The following is an 18038-nucleotide window of genomic DNA, read 5'->3' on the forward strand; positions in this document are numbered from 1 at the left end:
GGTGACGACTGCAGCGCAGACCGTGGAACCAATACAGGAGCTGACCAGCCGGTTCAGGAACAATGCCGTTGGCGGATTGTATCATCGTCACAGTCCGATACCCCGGACCCGAGAGGATGATCATGAAACTATTATATGCAGCTGGCCTCGCGCTGGCGATGCTCGGCATGTCGGCCGGCGCCAGTGCTCAATATAATGGCGGCAACCGCGGCGATCAGCCGCGTCAGTCCGAACAATATCGCGATCATGACCGCCGCGAAGCGCGTGGTGACAACCGTCGCTATGACCGCGGCGACCGACGCTATGATCGTCATGACCGTCGCTATGATCGCCACGATCGCCGCGATCGCCGCTATGGCTGGAACAACCGTTATCGCCCGCACTGTCGCACCGAATGGCGCCATCACCGGCGCGTGCAAATCTGCCGCTGAACGATCGGGGCGGCGGCTGATGCCGCTGCCCCTTACTTTACTCAAGAGCGCGGCCTCTCCTTCGAGCGCCTGATCGTCTCCCGCGCCTGATGATTCAATGCCGTCATCAGCAATGGCAGCGTTGCGCCCGACGGGATTTCCAACCGGGCCCGCACGCCCTTTCTCATGACCGAAGTGTCGAATGATCTATCCACCTGCCGCGCGGGCATTGGTATCCGATATTCCGCCCCTGTTGATCGCGGTTTCGCCGCTGCTATGAACAACAGCAGAAACGATGCATAAATCAATAGAATTAAAACAGATTTTTTGCCGAGAAGATCCAGCATAACAGGGGAAACAGGGGCGCTTCGCACGATACTTCCAGCGCGGTTTATAACGGAGAGACAATGATCTCCGCTGGTAGCGCGGCCCCCAGACTGGCATGATCGAACTATAGGCTAGGCAGCCGGAGTCGGGCACGAACGGCCCCTCGCTTGCCACGGCCGACGCCATTCCAGGAGGCCGCATGCCTTACGTCACCACCGCAGACGGCGCCGAGGATTCGAAGAAGATCGACGTACCCTGCCAGTCTACCGGCGTGTTGTCGGCCACACTGGTGCAGCAGCCAACGCTGAAAATCTATCCCGGCTTCCCGCACGGCATGTGCACGACGCACCCGGAGGTGATCAATCCCGATCTCCTCGCCTTTATAAAAGGTTGAATCCCGGCATGTTACGCTCTGCGCTTGCGGCGTTTGCCGCGCTGGCTCTCGCTGTCCCTGCCGCGGCGCAGGTGCCACCCTTCCCCGCCGACTTCCAGACGCGGGAGATCACCGGCAACGGCGCGACGATCCATGTCCGTGTCGGTGGAAAAGGGCCGGCGGTGGTGTTGCTGCATGGTTATGGCGAAACCGGCGACATGTGGGCACCGCTCGCCGCCGATCTGATGCGCGACCATATGGTGATCGTCCCCGATCTGCGCGGCCTCGGCCTGTCGTCCAAGCCGGCCGGCGGGTTCGACAAGAAGACGCAGGCTGGCGACGTCGCGACCGTGCTCGACCAGTTGAAGATCGGTAAGGCCGATCTGGTCACGCATGATATTGGCAATATGGTCGGCTATGCCTTTGCAGTGCTCCATCCCGATCGGGTCAACCGCTTCGTCCTGATCGACGCGCCGGTACCGGGTATCGGCCCGTGGGACGAAATCCTCAAAAGCCCGCTTCTCTGGCACTTCCGCTTTGGCGGACCCGATATGGAACGACTGGTTGCGGGGCGCGAGCGCATCTATCTCGACCGTTTCTGGAATGAATTCTCTGCCACGCCCGCGAAGTTCAGCGAAGGCTCGCGTGAGCATTACGCCACGCTTTATGCGATGCCCGGCGCGATGCATTCGGGCTTCGCTCAATTCGCCGCCTTCGACCAGGACGCGATCGATAACCGCGCCTGGCTGGCCGCAAAGGGCAAGCTGACCATGCCGATCCTCGCTTTGGGTGGTGAAAAGTCGTTCGGCCCGATGATGGCGACCGTGATGCGCGCGGCCGGTACCAACGTGACCGAGGGCATTGTTCCCGGCTCCGGCCACTGGATCATGGAGGAGAACCCGACCGCCACCGTCGCGATGGTACGCAAGTTCCTCGACGGCGCCGCCAAATGACCGACTCGGCAGCCCTGATCGATCGCCTCGCGCTGACGCGGCATCCCGAGGGCGGCTGGTATCGCGAGACGATGCGCCAGCCCGCACCTGACGGCCGCCGCGGGCTCGCCACTGCGATCCTTTATCTGCTGGAAGGAGGGCAGCGATCGCACTGGCACCGCGTCGATGCCGCCGAGCTCTGGCTGTGGCACAGCGGATCGCCGCTCACCCTGCTGATCGACGACGGCAGCGCCAGCGAGCATTTGCTGACCGGAGAAACCCCGCAGGCAATGGTCCCGCCACATGCCTGGCAATCGGCCGAAGCGCGCGCCGGCTGGGCGCTGGTCAGTTGCGTGGTGACGCCGGCATTCGACTTTTCGGGCTTCGAACTCGCCCCGCCCGGCTGGACGCCACGCTAGAGCCGAGTTGCTCCCCCGTTCGGCTCGCAATCCCAGATTACTGATGCCCGGTTCTCAGCGCTTCGATCTCGCGGTCGATGATCCGCTCAAGCGCCGGGACAAGGTCGTCGATCGCAAGATTGTGACGCATCAAGCGATGATGCATCAGGCCCAGCGACATGGTCGCGATCAGATCTGCGACCACCCCTCTCGCCGCGGTATCATCCTTCCCTTCCGACAGCACCTCGAGTGCGTCGAGCGTCTTGCCACGGACATCGTCGTGGATCGTCGTGAAGATGCTGGCAATCCGCTCGTTGCGCGCGGATTCGGCAATGATTTCGGCAAAGAGGCGGGCGCTCTTCTCGTCGCTGCGCCCGTCCTGCGGATGAACGAAATGGCGTAGCCATTCGCGTACTGCCCCCTTGTCGCGCCGGTCGATCGCACTCTTCAGCGTTTCGGCATCCATGAAGCTGACGCAATCGTCCTCGACGATCGAGACGACGATATCCTCCTTGCTGGCGAAGTCGCGATAGATCTGGCCAACCGCGACGCCCGACATGGTCGATATCTGAGCCACGCCCGTTGCGTGGAAACCATGGTCGACAAACAGAGCCCGGGCACAATCGAGTATTTTGCGACGGCGGATTTCCGCGCCTCGCGGCTCTTTCACTACAAGGTCGACCAAATTCATTTCTTTGCCGTGCTCCAAAAGCCTTGACGCCGTCCGAGCCTTTGCAGTAGCGGCCCCGACAGAGAGTGAACGATCACTCACATACCCAACTCCGGTAGGAATGGCATGGTTTTTTTTCGCTACGCGGCACCCGTGATGGTTTTGACGTTGAGCGCCTGTGGCCAGGCGCCGCAACAGCCGCAACCCGGGCCGACCGCGGTCAGCGTCGTCACGATTCGCGAGCAGGCAGCAACGTTGACGACTGAGTTGCCGGGCCGGACGGCTGCGTTCGAAACGTCCGACGTGCGGCCGCAGGTCAATGGCCTGATCCAGGCGCGGCTGTTCCAGGAGGGCGATCAGGTACACGCCGGTCAACCGCTTTATCGTATCGATTCCGCGCCCTATGCCGCGCAGGTCGCCAATGCGAGCGCCGGGTTGCGCCGGGCACAGGCTTCGATCGCTTCGACCCAGGCATTTGCCCGCCGTTATGCCGAACTGGTCAAGATCAACGCCATCTCGCGGCAGGACTATGAGAATGCCGTTACCACTGCGGACCAGGCCATGGCCGATGTCGCTGTGCAGAAAGCTGCGCTGCGCACGGCGCAAATCGATCTTCGCCGTACCACGGTGAGCGCACCAATCTCGGGCCGGATCGGTCGCTCGATCTACACCACCGGCGCGCTGGTCACCGCCGCGCAAGCGGATGCGCTGACCACGATCCAGCGGCTCGACCCGATCCATGTCGATGTGACGCAAGCCAGCGCGGATGTGCTGAAACTGCGCCAGCAAGTGTTGGCCGGACAGGTGTCGGCCGGCGGCAACGCTCGCGTGCGGCTGAAGCTGGAGGACGGCACCACCTATCCGATCGAAGGAACGCTGAAGTTCGCCGACGTGACGGTCGATCCCACCACGGGATCGCAGACAATCCGCGCAGTGTTCCCCAATCCGCGCGGCCTGTTGCTGCCCGGCATGTATGTGCGAGCGGAACTGATCGAGGGCACTCAGACCCAGGCAATGCTGGTGCCGCAGCGCGCGGTCAGCCGCGACGAGCGCGGCAACCCGACGGTGATGGTCGTCGGCGCCGGCAACAAGGCCGAGTTGCGCTCGCTCAAGACCGCGCGCACCGTCGGTGACAATTGGCTGGTCACCTCCGGGCTGAAATCCGGCGACCGCGTGATTGTCGAGGGTGGCCAGATGCTGCGTCCCGGCATGCCGGTGAACCCCTCGCCCTGGAACCCGAACGCCCCCGCAAAGCAGCCCGCCGGCGCGCCAGGCGCCCCCGCAGCTCAGGCAAAGTAAACACCCATGGCCCGTTTTTTCATCGATCGCCCGATCTTCGCGTGGGTGATCGCCATCATCCTGATGCTTGCGGGCCTGTTGGCAATCCGCACCTTGCCGGTCGCGCAGTTCCCGACCATCGCGCCGCCCGCCGTCTCGATCACCGCGACCTATCCGGGTGCCGATGCCCAGACGCTCGAGAACACGACGACGCAGATCATCGAGCAGCAGATGAAGGGGATCGACAACCTTCGCTACTTCTCGTCATCGTCCAGCTCGGCCGGCAATGTCACGATCACGCTGACGTTCGAACAGGGCACGGATCCCGACATCGCGCAGGTGCAGGTCCAGAACAAACTGCAGGCCGCAACGCCGCTGCTGCCCCAGGAAGTCCAGCTGCAGGGCATCCAGGTCGCCAAGGCAAGCGCCAATTTCCTGCTGTTCATCGGGCTCTATTCCGAGGACGGCTCGCACAGCGATATCGACCTGGCTGACTATGCCGTTTCGCGGCTGCAGGATCCGATGAGCCGTGTGAACGGTGTCGGCGATACCCAGGTATTCGGTGCGCAATATGCCATGCGCATCTGGGTCGATCCGCTGAAGCTCAATTCCTATCAGCTGACCATGAGCGATGTGACGACCGCGGTGCGGGCGCAGAACGCGCAGGTATCTGCCGGCCAGATCGGCGCGCAGCCCGCGCCGAAGGAGCAGATGCTCAACGCGACGGTATCGGTCCAGTCACGGCTGACCACCCCGGAGCAGTTCGCCGCGATCAACCTGAAGAGCAACGCCGATGGTTCGATCGTCCGGCTCGGCGATGTCGCCCGGGTCGAAATCGGCGCGGAAAACTATGGTGCCTCGGCCAAATATAATGGCAAGCCAGCAGCCGGCATCGGGGTCAAATTGGCACCGGGCGCCAATGCGCTTGCGACCGTTACGGCCGTGCAGGCGCGCGTGGCCGAAGTCGCCAAGCAATTCCCGGCTGACGTCAAAGTGGTCTATCCCTATGATACGACGCCATTCGTCCGGCTCTCGGTCAAGCAGGTGGTGGAGACGCTGGTCGAAGCGGTGGTGCTCGTCTTCCTGGTGATGTTCCTGTTCCTGCAGAACTTCCGCGCGACGTTGATCCCGACGATCGCGGTGCCGGTGGTGCTGCTCGGCACCTTCGCGGTGATGGCGGTCGCCGGCTATTCGATCAACACGCTCACGCTGTTCGGCATGGTGTTGGCGATCGGGCTATTGGTCGATGACGCGATCGTCGTGGTCGAGAATGTCGAGCGCCTGATCACCACCGAACATTTGTCGCCCAAGGAAGCGGCGCGCAAATCGATGGACGAAATCACCAGCGCGCTGGTCGGGATCGCCCTGGTGTTGTCGGCAGTGTTCCTGCCGATGGCGTTCTTCGGCGGATCGACCGGCGTGATCTATCGCCAGTTCTCGATCACGATCGTCGCCGCGATGGTCCTGTCGATCATGGTCGCCCTGATCCTGACGCCGGCGCTGTGCGCGACGATCCTGAAGCCGCACGATCCTGAAAAGAGTCAGGGCAACGGCCTGCTCGCGCGCTTCTTCCGCTGGTTCAACGACAAGTTCGAGCGTGGCCAGAATAGATATGAGGGCGGCGTCAAGGGCATGGCGCGCGGCTGGAAGCGCTCGATGCTGGTTTATCTGCTCATTGCGGTCGGCATGTCGGTGCTGTTCATGCGCTTGCCGACGAGCTTTCTGCCGGATGAAGATCAGGGCATGATGCTGGCCCTGGTCCAGGGTCCGTCCGGATCGACCAGCAGCCGCACCGAAAAGGCGCTGGATGCCGTGCGCGATCATTTGCTGACCGCGGAAAAGGCCAATGTCGATGGCGTCTTCACGGTCAACGGATTCAGCTTTGCGGGATCCGGCCAGAATAGCGGCATCGTCTTCGTCCGGTTGAAGCCCTGGGACGAGCGCCCGGGTGCTGCCAACAAGGCGCAGGCGATCGCCCAGCGTGCGATGGGGCCGCTCTCTCAGTTCAAGGATGCGATGATCTTCACGATCGTGCCGCCAGCGGTGCCGGAACTGGGCAATGCGACGGGGTTTGACATGCAGCTGATCGATACTGGTGGGATCGGCCATGAAAAGCTCGTCGCTGCGCGCAACATGATGATGGGCATGGCGATGCAGGACAAGCGCCTGGTCGGCGTGCGTCCCAATTCGCTCGACGACGCACCGCAGCTCAAGGTCGATGTCGACCAGAACAAGGCGCGTGCGCTCGGGCTTGATCTGTCCGAGATCAACAGCACCATCGCGACCGCCTGGGGCAGCGCCTATATCAACGACTTCATCGATCGTGGTCGGGTCAAGCGTGTCTATGTTCAAGCTGACCAGCCCTATCGCATGGCGCCGGAGGATATCGACAAGTTCTTCATACGCGGCGCGAGCGGCAAGATGGCGCCGTTCTCGGCCTTCTCGACGCTGAACTGGGTCCAGGCGCCGGCACAGCTCACGCGCTATAACGGCCAGCCCGCGATGGAATTGCTCGGCACCGCAGCACCCGGCTACTCGTCGGGCGACGCGATCAAGGCGATGGAGGAAATCCACGCCAAACTGCCCCCCGGCACCAGCTATGAATGGTCCGGACTGTCGTACGAAGAGCAGCTGTCCGGCGGCCAGGCGCCCGCGCTTTACGGCCTGTCCCTGCTGATCGTGTTCCTGTGCCTTGCCGCGCTGTATGAAAGCTGGTCGGTGCCGGTATCGGTCATGCTGGTGGTGCCGCTCGGCGTTCTCGGCGCGCTGCTCGCTGCGGCGATGACCGGGCTCAACAACGACATCTACCTGCAGGTTGGCCTGATCACGACGATCGGCGTGTCGGCGAAGAATGCGATCCTGATCGTCGAATTCGCCGAGGAACGCATGCGCGAAGGCATGAACGCGTTCGACGCGGCTGTCGCCGCGGCCAAGCTTCGCCTGCGGCCGATCCTGATGACCAGTCTGGCCTTCGTCTTCGGTGTGATGCCACTGGCGATCTCGACCGGCGCCGGTGCCGGCGGACAGAATGCGATTGGTCGCGCCGTGGTCGGCGGGATGCTCTCGGCCACCATATTGGGCATCTTCTTCGTGCCGATGTTCTTCGTCGTCGTCCTGCGCCTGTTCGGCCATGGCGGCGAGGAAAAGCCCAAGGACACAGCACCCGACACCAACGCCCCCTCCCCGGCACCGCAGGAAGCCTGACCCGTGACCCTTCGTTCCTCCATTCTCGTCATGCTCACCGCAAGTGTTGCGCTGACCGGTTGTAACCTGGCGCCGAAATATGTCCGCCCGATCGGCGCGGTACCCGCTGCTCTGCCCCAAGGCGGGGTCTACCCCACCGCGCCGACTGACGCCCCCGACGTGACCAAGATCGGCTGGCGCGACTTCTTCGTCGAAGACCGGCTGCGGCAAGTCATCGCGCTTGGCCTCGACAATAATCGCGACTTGCGACTCGCCGCCGCCAATGTGCTCCAGGCACGCGCGCAATATGGCGCGCAACGTGCCGACCTGTTGCCGACGATCAACGCGAATGGATCGTCGACCTATACCAACACCGCTGCCCAGACGGCAGGTTTTGGCGGCATCGCCGGTGGTTCATCCAGCGATATCTCGACCTATTCGGCCAATGTCGGATTCTCGTCGTTCGAAATCGACCTGTTCGGACGAATCCGCAACCAGACCAAGGCAGCGCAGGAAGCCTTTTTCGCCAGCGAGGAAGCCCAGCGCTCGGCGCGGATCAGCCTGATCGCCGAGATCGCATCGGCCTGGTTGACCATGGCGTCGGATCAGGATCAGCTGCGTCTCTCGCGCGAGACGTTGAAGGCGTTCGAACAGACGCTGTCGCTGACTCGCGCGCAGTTCCGCATCGGCGTCGCGTCGGAGCTCGAGGCACGGCAGGCGGAAACCAATTATCAGTCCGCGCGCAACGATATCGCTTTGCTCTCGACCCGGATCGCACAGGATCAGAATGCGCTCAACCTGCTGGTCGGCGCGACCGTCGATGCAACCTTGCTCCCCAGCGGGCTCGACGAGGGCGATGCGATGGTCAAGGCATTGCCCGGCAATCTGTCATCGGACGTGCTGCTGCGCCGCCCCGACGTGCTGGAGGCTGAGCATAAGTTGATCGCGCAGAACGCCAATATCGGTGTGGCGCGCGCGGCGTTCTTCCCGAAACTGTCGCTCACCGCGACACTGGGGACGATCAGCCCCGCGCTCTCGGGGCTCTTCGGCAGCGGTACGGGTACGTACAATGCCAGCCCTGCCCTTTCGCTGCCGTTGTTCGACGCCGGCCGCAACCGAAACAATCTGCGCGCAGCCAAAGCGGCGCAGCAGGGTGCGGTCGCGACCTATGAGAAGACCATTCAGACCGCATTTCGCGAAGTCGCCGACGCTCTGGCGCAACGCGGAACGATCGACGAACAGGTTTCGGCGCAAACCGCGCGCGCGGAAGCCGCGCGAATCGCCGCCAGGCTGTCCCAGGCACGCTATACGGCGGGGATCGATTCGTTCCTGGTCTCGCTCGATGCGCAGCGCACTTCCTATGCCGCGCAACAGCAACTGGTAACGACCCGGCTCAACCGGGGGACCAATCTGGTCGAACTCTACCGGTCGCTTGGCGGCGGGCTCTGACGCGGCGTCAAACCCGCGTCAGCGACCGGCTCAGGCCGGCTCGACCGCCATCAGCGCGTCGGCATATTTGAACGAGCCCGGCTCGAACAGATCGCTGGTCACGAAAGGACGGTCGGTCAATGCGAGCTGGCTCAACCCGGCCAGCTTGAAGGTGCCGACCTTATATTCCTTGGGCGGCTTGCCTTCACGGTCGACCACCACACCATCGACGAACAGATCGTCATGCTTGGTGTAGATGACGTGCGGCGCCATCGTCATGCCGACGCGATTATAGGTCAGCCCGATGCAGCGCTTGCGCACGATCGCTTCGAAAATGGTCGGCACGGGACCCTGCGGCGCGGCCTCGGGGCCGTCATGTTCCGGATACTTCATGTATGCTCCATAGCACAATATGCTGCGTTGCAGCAAGAGATGTCTGACAACCGGGTAATGGTTGCGTCACGGCCAACAAGGACTATTCGGATCGGGTGATCGACGGCCTCCCCCTGCCCCGCCGCTACGCCGCCATTGCCGCGATTTCCTGCGGCACGGCGCTGGTGATCATCGATGGCGGCGTCGCAAATGTCGCCCTGCCATCCATCGCCCGCGATCTTAAGGTCGACAGTTCCGCCATCGTCACCGTGGTTACCGTCTACCAGCTCGTCCTGGTCATGCTGTTGCTGCCGCTCGCCGGACTCGGCGATCGCATCGGCCTGAAGCGTATGTACCAATATGGCCAGTTGATCTTCACCGTCGCGACGATCCTGTGCTTCTTCGCCAAGAGCCTGCCCTTCCTGCTGATTGTGCGCGCGGCGCAGGCACTGGGCGCGGCGGCAGCGTTGAGTGTGTCATCGGCACTGATCCGCTCAATCTATCCCGCCAAGCAACTCGGCCGCGGCCTCGGCATCAACTCGGTCGTGGTCTCGAGCGCCGCCGCGGCCGCACCAACCGTTGGGGGGCTGGTGCTGGCGATCGCGCCCTGGCCCTGGGTGTTCGCCAGCGCCGTGCCCTTTGCACTGGCTTCGCTCGCGCTGGGCCGCGCCTTGCCCGATCCCAAGCCACGGCCCGAACCATTTGATGTGCTTGGCGGTGTGATGTGCGCCGCCATGTTCGGTCTGATCATCGGCGGGCTCGAGACGGGAGTGCATGGCGACAGCCCGATCGTTTCGGCAGCGATCGTGCTGGTCGGCATATTGGTCGGATTCCTGTTCGTGCGGCGCGAGCGCGGCGAAGCGCAGCCGATTCTGCCGATCGACCTGCTGTCGCGACCGGTTCTCGCGCTATCGGTGATCGGCGCCTATACTGCATTCATCGCATCGATGACCTTGCTCATCTCGACCCCGTTCCGACTGCATGATCTGGGCTTCACCGCCGCTGCGATCGGCGCGGCAATCGCGCCCTGGCCGCTGACCAACATGATCGTCGCGCCATTGGCCGGATGGTTGTCGGACCGAATTCCCGCCGGCATCCTTGGCGGCATCGGCATGGCGATTTCGATCACCGCGCTGCTGCTGATCGCTTTCATGCCGCATAATCCGAGCTATTTCGATGTGGCCTGGCGCATGGCGCTGTGCGGCTCAGGCTTCGGCACCTTCCTGCCCCCCAACGCCCGATTGATCATCGGCAGCGCCCCGCGCGAGCGCGCCGCTGCCGCGGGCGGACTGGTTTCCACCGTGCGCCTGGTCGGGCAGACAACCGGTGCGACTTTGGTCGCGGCGCTCCTCGCCATGGGCATCGGCGCCGGCATGGCGCCGCCGTTGTTCGCCGCCGGCCTCGCGCTGATCGCCGGACTGTGCAGCATCGCGCGCCTGCGCCCCTCGATCCGCAACCCGCAGCGCGAGGAGACGCAGGACGTCCAACCGGCGAGTTCGGTGAAATAGGCCGCTCAGGCCGTCAGTTCGACCAATGTCCCGTCGCCTGCCCGGACGACGGCTTCGTAAAAACCATCGCCCGTCATGCGCGGCGCCGAGACCAGCAACCCGGCACCGTTGAAGCGCACGGCGGCGGCATCCACGGCGTCCGCACTGCCCAGCGACAGCGCGATATGCGCCCATCCCGATCGAGGCGAGGGATCGTCGCTGATGATCCAGGGCGCTGCCATTAATTCGATGACGATCCCGCTGGGTAAACTGGCCATGCGCGATGTGAAGCCCGGCTGCCGGCGGCTTTCATAGCGTGCGCCGATTACCGCATCGAAATGGTCGCGCCAGAAATCGGCATTCCCATCGAGGTCGGCCGTCCACAATGCGACATGAGCGATCTTCACCGGATCAACCTCTGGTGGCGCGGCGCGCGGCCAGCGGGACGAGGAGCATCAGCACCGCCAGCAACCAGAAAGCGGCATGCAGGCCGATATGATTTGAAAGGAAGCCGATGCCGGCCGGGCCCGCCAGGATTCCGGCATAGCCGGTGGTGGTCAGCGCGGCGACGGCAAGTGCTGCCGGCATGGCGGTCTGCCGCCCGGCAAGACTGAACAGCACCGGCACGATGTTCGATGCGCCCAGCCCGATCAGGAGGAAGCCGGCCATGGCAACCCACGCAATCGGCGCGATCAGGAGCAGGGAAAGGCCCGCCACGGTGAGGAGGCCGCCCCAGAACAACACCCGGCCATTGCCCAGAGCCGCCACGATGCGATCACCGGTCAACCGCCCGATCGTCATGGCGATCGCGAAGATCATATAACCGAGACCTCCCTGCGCCACCTCGACCAGACCCGCGCCGCTGATCAGCAGCGCGCTCCAGTCGAGGATCGCCCCTTCGACGAGGAAGGTCGCGGCCGCGAGCAACGCCAGAAGGAGCACGATGCCACGGGGCGTCACGAACGGTGTCGGATCGCCCTTCGCCTGCAACAAGCGCGGCGCCGCAAAGGCAAGCGCGAGAAGCGCCAGCGCGCTGCCCGCCAAGGTAGCGATCAGTGGTGCGACGCCGTTTGCAAGCAGCAGCGTCATCCCGCCGGCACCGGCGAAACCGCCAATGCTGAACATGGCGTGGAAACCCGACATCAATGGCCGGCCGGCCGCGCGCTCCACCTCGACCGCGTGGACGTTCACGGCGACGTCGATCGTTCCGAGAGCGGCGCCGAAACCGAGCAGCGCGAGGGCAAGCAGCGCAAAGCTGTCCGCGACGGCCAGCGTCGGCAGCAGCAGCACAAGGCCCAGACCGCCACCCAGGATCATCGGCTTGCTGCCCCAGCGCGCGGCCAGCGCCGCGGTTATCGGCATGGCGACGATCGATCCAATGCCGATACAGAGCAGCAGCAGGCCGAGCGCCCCGTCATCGACCGCCACGCGCGCCTTTGCGAACGGCACCAGCGGTGCCCAGCACGCCATGGTGAGACCAGCGACCAGGAAAGACAAACGCGTCGCGAGGCGCGTATCGGCACAATCCGCCAACCGAGGCGATGCCTCGGATCGCGTGAGCGTGTCAGTCATGCGCCGTCTCCGCGCGGTGAATTGACGGCCCCACGCCTTGCAAGCGATCGAAAAGCTGAGTGGGAGCATCGGCTTCCAGGATCAGGTGATCAATCGCATCGATACGACCGATGCGATGCGGGGCGGTAGTTTCGAGCTTCGGATTGAGCATCATCAGGATCGTCTGCTCGCTGACCTCGATCAAAGCGCGTTTGAAATCGACATCGGCCATCTCGAACCCGGCCAGGCCGTCATCGACCGAAAGCGCGCAGGCGCCGAGGAAGCATAAATCGATCCGGTAGCGCTGGAGCTCGCCAAGCGCGCGTGCGCTGACACAACCGCCGGTGATCGGGTCGACCGCGCCGCCGATCATTACCAGGTCGAGATCGGTTCGGTCCGCCAGCACCGCCGCCACGGCGATCGAGTTCGTCACAACAGTTAGGCCAAGATCGCGCGGCAAAAATCCTGCCAATGACAGGATTGTACTGCCGGTATCGAGGAACAATGTTCGGGAAGCACCGATCAGATCGACTCCGGTGCGCGCCAGTGCAGCCTTTCGATCGCCCTGTTCGACCTGGCGCACCCGCATCGGTGCGGACGCCGGCGATATCGGCAGCGCACCGCCATAGACGCGCCGGCATACACCTTCCGCCGCCAGTGCCCGAAGGTCGCGCCGGATCGCGTCTTCCGAAATCTCGAACTCGTTCGATAAGGCTGTGGCGTTGACGGCCTCGCCTCTCATCAACCGATCTGCGATCGCTTGTCGTCTGCCCAGCGGCAGTGTTGCTGTCGAATCATGCATAAACGTGCATTAACACGCACAAACGAGTTTAGCTATCACCCACACGAAATTGCCCGTTACTGGCGCGAAAGTGCGAACCTCGCTTAGAGGCGTTCCATTTCCGCGGCGGTGTGGGGCGTACCCAGCCGGCACTGTGCCGCAGAGCGGCCGCCGTCATGCACTTGCTCCGACGGCTCGCTCAGAACACCGCTTTTGCCGTCGGCTCTCCCATCATCACCTGGCGCACCAGCGGGATCGGCGGGCCACCATATTTCAGGAACTCGTCATGGAAGGATTTCCATGCCTTGCGCCCACCACGCGTCGCGACCCAATCGTCGCGCAACTTGCGGATCAGTAACTTGCCCATGGTGTAGTTGAGATAGGCCGGATCATAGGTGCCACGTGCCGATTGTTGTTTAGCGCTACCCTCGTCCTGATAGCATTCATCGACGAACATCTTCCGCGACTGTTCCTGCGTCATCCCGCGCGCGTGCAGGCCGATCGCGGAGAGATAGCGGCAATTGCGCAGCAGCGCATTCGACAGCTGGCCGATATGCGTTTCCGGATCGCCGTCATTCAGCCCGGCATCCCACATCATTTCCTCGGAATAATGCGCCCAGCCCTCGGCAAAGGCATAGCCGACGAACAGCCGCCCGAAGAGCGAGGGTGAGGCATTGGCATGACGGAACTGCAGAAAGTGCCCCGGCATGACTTCATGCACCGACGTGAACAGCAGATCCATCTTGCCCGGGATGAAGCCGTCCTGCTCCGCCTTGCTCCACGAAGGATCAGGCGGCGAGATATAATAGATTGACGGGATGCCTTTCTCGAACGGTCCCGGCGGATCGATATAGGCGGAATTCTGCCGGTTATAGGGCGGACTTTCCTCGACCAGCGCCTGCTCATTGTCGGGGATCGAAACGATATCCTTGGCGATCACGAACGCCTTCAGCAACGGGATCTGCTTGCGCGCCTCCGCGACCGGCCCACCTTCGGGCTTGTTGGCGTTCATCTTCGCCATGCACACCGGGATCGTCGCGCCCGGCGCGAACTTGGCGCAAGCGGCATTCAGCGCATCCTGATTGCGCTTCAGGTCGGCCTTGCCCGCTGCTTCCAGTTCGTCGAGCGGCACATCGACACCTTCGGTCATCTTGATCATGCGCGAGAATTTGTCCGCGCCAAGCGCGAAATCCTGCGTCGCGGTTGCCTTCTGACCGTCCAGCCAACTGCCGAGATCCTTCATCGACTTCGCTGCGGGGCCGGCGGCCTCATCGAACTGCTTCTGCAGTGCGGCATCCTTCACGCCGGCAAAGGCCTTTTTGGCATCGCCAGTGTAGTAATCGGCAAAGCCGTTAAAGCCGGCGACGCCGTAATTGATATAACTGAGCGGCATCGGCGTTTTCAGATTGGCGCGGATGTTGGCCGCCGCCGCCGGGACCTTTTGCAGGAACGCGATCATCGCCTTCATCCGCGTCGGCGCATCGGCATAATTGCGCGCGATATAGACATTGGGGTCGAGTCCGCCCCCGACATACCAGGCGGGATTGGTGTGTGGCTGATCGGCATCCTCGAGCCAGAATAATTTCCCTTCGGCCACGCCGATCAGATAATCGCGCTCGAACGCGTCCTGTTTGCTCAGCTTCGCGGTATCGAAAGCGCGCGCCTTGAGGATCGCATCGCGCAGGAAATCGCCCTGCCGCTTCAAGCCAGCGGCACTCCAGTCGCCGAGACCGCCGTCGAAATCATGCCGCCCCTGATAGACCGCATTGGCTGGATCGATCTTGAACCAGCCCTCGATAAAGGCGTCGCGGAAGCCCGCCCAATTGGCGGTCGGCAGCGCCAATTCCATGGTCGTATTGCTCACCGTCGTGGTCGACGGCGCGCATGCAGCAAGCGCGAGGATCGCAATCCCCGCCAGCAACTTCATCCGCATAGACATCCTCTCGAGTCGTCGTTGCGAGCGATGCTGGCAGGTTGGGATCGAGCGCGCCAGTCCCGCGGGAACCGGCGCAAGCGATGCTCGTTCAACCCGCTCCAACGAATTGGGGAGGTTTCTGATGGCTCGCAAACATGGCTTGGCGATTATGATCACAGCAGCCGCCGGACTAAGCGGCTGTGGCAGTTCGCCAGGCGGTTCGAATGGCAAGGTGGGCAACGCACAACCCATTCCGGCCGCATTCGACAGCGCCGCCAGCACGCTATCGGCGCAAGGCTGGCGACTGGCCGAATGTGTCGCGATCGCCGACGACAAGCAGAAGCTCGCTTGTTACGGGGCTTTAGGGTTCAAGGATTCCAGCGATGTCGCGAAGGTCGAGGCGCTCTCTGGCCGGATGGACATTCTCGCCGGCAAGCGCTGGCAGATCACGGCACCCAGCCCGGGCGGCAGCGACAGTTTTCAGGGGACCGCCAATCTGACCCTGGCGGCCCTGGCAAATGAAGGGCCGATGGCGTTCCGCAACACGCGCATCACGCTGCAATGCCCGGCGGGCTGGGGCGGCCCGAGCAATGCGAAATGGGCGGCATCGGTCGGCCTGCCCTTCGATGTCGCCTATGATTCGAACAGCAAGGATCGCGGGGCCATGGTGATCGACATCGACGGCAAGCCCTTCAAGGCAGTGCAATTCTCGAGAAGCACCTTTAATGTTGACGCCGCGAGCGCCGAAGCGTTCCGTGACGCCCTTGTCGCCGGAAAGAACCTCGCTTTGACGCTGACGACGGTGGACGGCAAATCGGGATCGATGAAAACTGACCTGCCGGCGGGCGGTGAGTCACTCAAGGCATATTTCGACAAATTTTGTCCTGCAAAAAGCTGAAACGTTGAAATGCAGGTGCGCTGGCGGGCGCCATGGCTATCCTGTTTCCGACACTGAGAAAGAGCGCGCCGGTACCAGTCCGGCAAGCGACGGCATGCCCGGTCCTGTATGATGGTTGAATCGCTACCGGCGCCGGCCGCGGGACGATCGGGCTGAGGAAACGAGCGGCGGGAGATATGTTACACCGGTAATGTAACATATCTCCCGCCCGTCTCAGGCCGGCACCTCGACGAGACGATTCAACAATGTCATTATTTATCAAATACTAAGCCGAGAGAATGTCTCAGCCGCCGTCGTTCGACCGGCTGTCGATTGGCTCTAAGGCTGCATCGGCAGGATGACATCGTCGGGGTGCGCGACGTTAAGTTTCTTGCGCACCAGCTCATCGACCATGTCGGGGTCGGCCTTGTTCGGGTCCAGCAGTTTGACGCGGTTCTGCCATTCCGCACGCTTCTGTTTCAGCGCGGTGAGTTCGACATCGCGCTTGGTCAGTTGGCGCTTGATGTCGCCATAGGCACGCGCCCCATTGGGGCCAAGTACAGCGTAGGTCCCGAATACCGCCATCACGATCAATAGAACCGCCGGGCCAATGGCCCGGCGGAGCATGAGGCGTAAGGGAGAACGCTTTGTCATTGCGTGATTCTTAACCAGCACGACTCGGGGATCAAGCTTTAATTTACCATCCTACCCGCGCAGTACGCCACGACCGGCATAACGGCCGGCGTCGCCCAGCTCTTCCTCGATGCGGATCAGCTGGTTGTACTTGGCCAACCGGTCCGAGCGCGCGAGGCTGCCGGTCTTGATCTGACCGCAATTGGTCGCGACCGCGAGATCGGCGATGGTGGAATCCTCGGTCTCGCCCGAGCGGTGTGACATGACGGCGGTATAGCCGGCGCGATTGGCCATCGACACTGCCTCCAGCGTCTCGGTCAGCGTGCCGATCTGATTGACCTTGACCAGCAGCGAGTTGGCCAGGCCATCGGCGATGCCTTGCTTCAGGCGCTTGGGATTGGTCACGAAGAGGTCGTCGCCGACCAGTTGGACCTTCTTGCCGACCAGGTCGGTGAGTGCCTTCCAGCCCTCGAAATCATCCTCGGCCATACCGTCCTCGATCGAAAAGATCGGGTAGCGGCGGGTCAGATCGGCGAGATACTCCGCCATCTCGTGGCTCGAGAGGATCCGGTTCTCGCCCGAGATGTCGTATTTGCCGTTCTTGAAGAATTCGGTCGCCGCGCAATCGAGCGCGATCATCACGTCGTCACCCGGGGTGTAGCCGGCCTGTTCGATCGACTTCATGATGAAATCGAGCGCGTCGCTGGTGCTGGCGATGTTAGGCGCGAAACCACCCTCGTCGCCGACCGAGGTGGCGAGGCCCTTGTCGTGCAGGCCTTTTTTCAGCGTGTGGAAAATCTCCGAACCACAGCGCACCGCTTCGAACAGCGAATCCGCGCCCACTGGCACGATCATGAACTCCTGAAAATCGATCGGGTTATCAGCATGTTCGCCACCATTGATGATATTCATCATCGGCACCGGCAGGACATGCGCCGCAACCCCGCCAACATAGCGGTAGAGCGGCAGGCCGCGCGCATCGGCGGCCGCCTTGGCTGTCGCCAGGCTGACGCCGAGGATCGCATTCGCGCCGAGCCGCGCCTTGTTCGGCGTGCCGTCCAACTCGATCATCGCGCGATCGACATCGGCCTGGTCCTCAGCGTCGATGCCGAGCACGACCGATGCGATTTCCGAATTGACCGCATCGACCGCTGCCTGAACACCCTTGCCGAGCCAGCGGCTCTTGTCACCATCGCGCTTCTCGACCGCTTCATGTGCGCCGGTCGACGCGCCCGAGGGGACCGCCGCGCGGCCGAAGCTGCCGTCTTCCAGCATCACATCCACCTCGACCGTGGGATTGCCCCGGCTGTCGATGATCTGACGGGCATGAATGTCGATGATTGCGGTCACGGAACGATCCTTCTAATCGTGGGCGGGCGCCTGGGTTGCGGTGGATGCGGGCCGAGCCTCTATCGGCTAACGG

General features: G+C 63.0%; 19 protein-coding genes. 10 read left to right on the plus strand and 9 right to left on the minus strand.

Features of this window, described 5'->3' with window-relative positions:
• Positions 1 to 122 precede the first annotated feature (122 nt).
• Positions 123 to 431 (plus strand): hypothetical protein, encoded by a 309-nt coding sequence (locus OO12_RS23410; protein WP_082006769.1) that lies wholly within the window; start codon positions 123 to 125, stop codon positions 429 to 431.
• Positions 432 to 472: 41 nt separating this feature from the next.
• Here the strand turns inward: OO12_RS23410 and OO12_RS28775 are convergent, their stop codons facing one another.
• Positions 473 to 757, minus strand: a complete 285-nt coding sequence (locus OO12_RS28775) for a hypothetical protein (protein WP_160296893.1) — start codon at positions 755 to 757, stop codon at positions 473 to 475.
• A 179-nt stretch (positions 758 to 936) separates the two neighbouring features.
• On the opposite strand from OO12_RS28775, the gene OO12_RS29375 reads away from it, so the two are divergent.
• From OO12_RS29375 to OO12_RS23425, 3 genes are read left to right on the plus strand one after another with little or no spacing between them, the layout of a single operon-like run.
• A complete protein-coding gene (locus OO12_RS29375) occupies positions 937 to 1131 on the plus strand; it encodes a hypothetical protein (RefSeq protein WP_034161183.1) in 195 nt (64 codons plus the stop codon).
• Positions 1132 to 1139: 8 nt separating this feature from the next.
• On the plus strand, positions 1140 to 2063 hold the full coding sequence (locus tag OO12_RS23420) for an alpha/beta fold hydrolase (RefSeq protein ID WP_034161184.1): 924 nt from the start codon (positions 1140 to 1142) through the stop codon (positions 2061 to 2063).
• Positions 2060 to 2461: a cupin domain-containing protein gene (locus tag OO12_RS23425; RefSeq protein WP_034161185.1), complete on the plus strand. Its 402-nt coding sequence runs from the start codon at positions 2060 to 2062 to the stop codon at positions 2459 to 2461. Before OO12_RS23420 ends, OO12_RS23425 begins: the two co-directional genes overlap by 4 nt.
• Positions 2462 to 2498: 37 nt before the next feature.
• Here OO12_RS23425 and OO12_RS23430 read toward each other — a convergent pair whose 3' ends face one another.
• Positions 2499 to 3017, minus strand: coding sequence for a TetR/AcrR family transcriptional regulator (locus tag OO12_RS23430; RefSeq protein WP_235364986.1), 519 nt, complete (start codon positions 3015 to 3017; stop codon positions 2499 to 2501).
• Positions 3018 to 3026: 9 nt separating this feature from the next.
• Between OO12_RS23430 and OO12_RS29340 the strand changes: the two genes are divergently transcribed.
• The 4 genes from OO12_RS29340 to OO12_RS23445 all read left to right on the plus strand — a co-directional run bounded on the left by OO12_RS29340 (position 3027) and on the right by OO12_RS23445 (position 9020).
• Complete coding sequence (locus OO12_RS29340) at positions 3027 to 3158, plus strand: hypothetical protein (RefSeq protein ID WP_268747936.1); 132 nt, start codon at positions 3027 to 3029, stop codon at positions 3156 to 3158.
• A gap of 108 nt (positions 3159 to 3266) precedes the next feature.
• Entirely contained in the window at positions 3267 to 4409 is a 1143-nt protein-coding gene (locus OO12_RS23435) for an efflux RND transporter periplasmic adaptor subunit (protein WP_034161310.1), read from the plus strand.
• A 6-nt stretch (positions 4410 to 4415) separates the two neighbouring features.
• A complete protein-coding gene (locus OO12_RS23440) occupies positions 4416 to 7592 on the plus strand; it encodes an efflux RND transporter permease subunit (RefSeq protein WP_034161186.1) in 3177 nt (1058 codons plus the stop codon).
• 30 nt (positions 7593 to 7622) lie between these two features.
• The gene (locus OO12_RS23445) at positions 7623 to 9020 is read left to right on the plus strand and encodes an efflux transporter outer membrane subunit (protein ID WP_034161187.1); all 1398 of its coding nucleotides are present in this window, start codon (positions 7623 to 7625) and stop codon (positions 9018 to 9020) included.
• Between the two features lie 30 nt (positions 9021 to 9050).
• Here the strand turns inward: OO12_RS23445 and OO12_RS23450 are convergent, their stop codons facing one another.
• A complete protein-coding gene (locus OO12_RS23450; RefSeq protein ID WP_034161188.1) occupies positions 9051 to 9392 on the minus strand; it encodes a hypothetical protein in 342 nt (113 codons plus the stop codon).
• Positions 9393 to 9487: 95 nt separating this feature from the next.
• Here OO12_RS23450 and OO12_RS23455 point away from each other — a divergent pair, with 95 nt between their 5' ends.
• Positions 9488 to 10879 carry an MFS transporter gene (locus OO12_RS23455; RefSeq protein ID WP_034161189.1) on the plus strand — a complete coding sequence of 464 codons (1392 nt, stop codon included), beginning with the start codon at positions 9488 to 9490 and terminating at the stop codon, positions 10877 to 10879.
• Between the two features lie 5 nt (positions 10880 to 10884).
• On the opposite strand, the gene OO12_RS23460 is transcribed toward OO12_RS23455, so the two are convergent.
• From OO12_RS23460 to OO12_RS23475, 4 genes are all read right to left on the minus strand, one after another.
• Positions 10885 to 11265, minus strand: a complete 381-nt coding sequence (locus tag OO12_RS23460; protein ID WP_034161190.1) for a VOC family protein — start codon at positions 11263 to 11265, stop codon at positions 10885 to 10887.
• A 4-nt stretch (positions 11266 to 11269) separates the two neighbouring features.
• Complete coding sequence (locus OO12_RS23465; protein WP_052216228.1) at positions 11270 to 12430, minus strand: MFS transporter; 1161 nt, start codon at positions 12428 to 12430, stop codon at positions 11270 to 11272.
• Positions 12423 to 13211 carry a DeoR/GlpR family DNA-binding transcription regulator gene (locus OO12_RS23470; protein WP_034161191.1) on the minus strand — a complete coding sequence of 263 codons (789 nt, stop codon included), beginning with the start codon at positions 13209 to 13211 and terminating at the stop codon, positions 12423 to 12425. Before OO12_RS23470 ends, OO12_RS23465 begins: the two co-directional genes overlap by 8 nt.
• A 178-nt stretch (positions 13212 to 13389) precedes the next feature.
• Entirely contained in the window at positions 13390 to 15123 is a 1734-nt protein-coding gene (locus OO12_RS23475; protein WP_034161192.1) for a DUF885 domain-containing protein, read from the minus strand.
• Between OO12_RS23475 and OO12_RS23480 the strand changes: the two genes are divergently transcribed.
• A complete protein-coding gene (locus OO12_RS23480; RefSeq protein ID WP_200887553.1) occupies positions 15014 to 16003 on the plus strand; it encodes a hypothetical protein in 990 nt (329 codons plus the stop codon). The two genes, OO12_RS23475 and OO12_RS23480, sit on opposite strands and share 110 nt — an antisense overlap.
• A 318-nt stretch (positions 16004 to 16321) precedes the next feature.
• Here the strand turns inward: OO12_RS23480 and OO12_RS23485 are convergent, their stop codons facing one another.
• Positions 16322 to 16567, minus strand: coding sequence for an FtsB family cell division protein (locus OO12_RS23485; RefSeq protein WP_235364987.1), 246 nt, complete (start codon positions 16565 to 16567; stop codon positions 16322 to 16324).
• A gap of 120 nt (positions 16568 to 16687) precedes the next feature.
• A complete protein-coding gene (eno, locus tag OO12_RS23490; RefSeq protein ID WP_034161195.1) occupies positions 16688 to 17965 on the minus strand; it encodes a phosphopyruvate hydratase in 1278 nt (425 codons plus the stop codon).
• Positions 17966 to 18038: the final 73 nt, after the last annotated feature.

It is taken from the genome of Sphingomonas sp. ERG5, from assembly GCF_000803065.1.
Classification (GTDB): Bacteria; Pseudomonadota; Alphaproteobacteria; order Sphingomonadales; family Sphingomonadaceae; genus Sphingomonas.

Coding starts and splice junctions, on each gene's coding strand:
- OO12_RS23410 (WP_082006769.1), top strand. CDS start 123: ATGAAACTATTATATGCAGCTGGCCTCGCGCTGGCGATGCTCGGCATG.
- OO12_RS28775 (WP_160296893.1), bottom strand. CDS start 757: ATGCTGGATCTTCTCGGCAAAAAATCTGTTTTAATTCTATTGATTTAT.
- OO12_RS29375 (WP_034161183.1), top strand. CDS start 937: ATGCCTTACGTCACCACCGCAGACGGCGCCGAGGATTCGAAGAAGATC.
- OO12_RS23420 (WP_034161184.1), top strand. CDS start 1,140: ATGTTACGCTCTGCGCTTGCGGCGTTTGCCGCGCTGGCTCTCGCTGTC.
- OO12_RS23425 (WP_034161185.1), top strand. CDS start 2,060: ATGACCGACTCGGCAGCCCTGATCGATCGCCTCGCGCTGACGCGGCAT.
- OO12_RS23435 (WP_034161310.1), top strand. CDS start 3,267: ATGGTTTTGACGTTGAGCGCCTGTGGCCAGGCGCCGCAACAGCCGCAA.
- OO12_RS23440 (WP_034161186.1), top strand. CDS start 4,416: ATGGCCCGTTTTTTCATCGATCGCCCGATCTTCGCGTGGGTGATCGCC.
- OO12_RS23445 (WP_034161187.1), top strand. CDS start 7,623: ATGCTCACCGCAAGTGTTGCGCTGACCGGTTGTAACCTGGCGCCGAAA.
- OO12_RS23450 (WP_034161188.1), bottom strand. CDS start 9,392: ATGAAGTATCCGGAACATGACGGCCCCGAGGCCGCGCCGCAGGGTCCC.
- OO12_RS23465 (WP_052216228.1), bottom strand. CDS start 12,430: ATGACTGACACGCTCACGCGATCCGAGGCATCGCCTCGGTTGGCGGAT.
- OO12_RS23470 (WP_034161191.1), bottom strand. CDS start 13,211: ATGCATGATTCGACAGCAACACTGCCGCTGGGCAGACGACAAGCGATC.
- OO12_RS23475 (WP_034161192.1), bottom strand. CDS start 15,123: ATGCGGATGAAGTTGCTGGCGGGGATTGCGATCCTCGCGCTTGCTGCA.
- OO12_RS23485 (WP_235364987.1), bottom strand. CDS start 16,567: ATGGCGGTATTCGGGACCTACGCTGTACTTGGCCCCAATGGGGCGCGT.